Origin of the sequence: Bowmanella yangjiangensis, from assembly GCF_017255015.1 — a bacterium.
Lineage (GTDB): Bacteria > Pseudomonadota > Gammaproteobacteria > Enterobacterales > Alteromonadaceae > Bowmanella > Bowmanella yangjiangensis.
Window position 1 is genome coordinate 1 of sequence record NZ_JAFKCS010000398.1, and the last position, 320, is coordinate 320.

Annotated in this window: 1 protein-coding gene; it reads right to left on the minus strand. The window is 51.2% G+C overall.

Annotation, left to right across the window (positions count from 1 at the left end; genetic code table 11):
* Window positions 1-320: hypothetical protein (locus tag J0A65_RS27565; RefSeq protein ID WP_232850141.1), on the minus strand; the 320-nt coding region annotated here is incomplete at both ends.

Genomic DNA, 320 nt, shown 5'->3' on the forward strand with positions numbered 1-320 from the left:
CATGTTCTGACCCAGCGCCAATTCACCCAAATCAGTAGACGGGCCGTCTGCCAGAACATCACCGGCAACAATTGGCTCACCAACCTTACAGGTCGGCTTCTGGTTAATACAAGTGTTCTGGTTAGAACGCGTGTACTTAGTCAGGTTATAAATGTCGATACCCGCTTCGCCGGCAAAGGTCTCTTCTTCATTAACCTTGATAACGATACGGCTGGCATCAACGTAATCCACCACACCACCGCGCTTGGCAACCACAGTTACACCTGAGTCAACAGCGATGGTTTTCTCCATGCCGGTACCGACCAGTGGCTTTTCAGCGC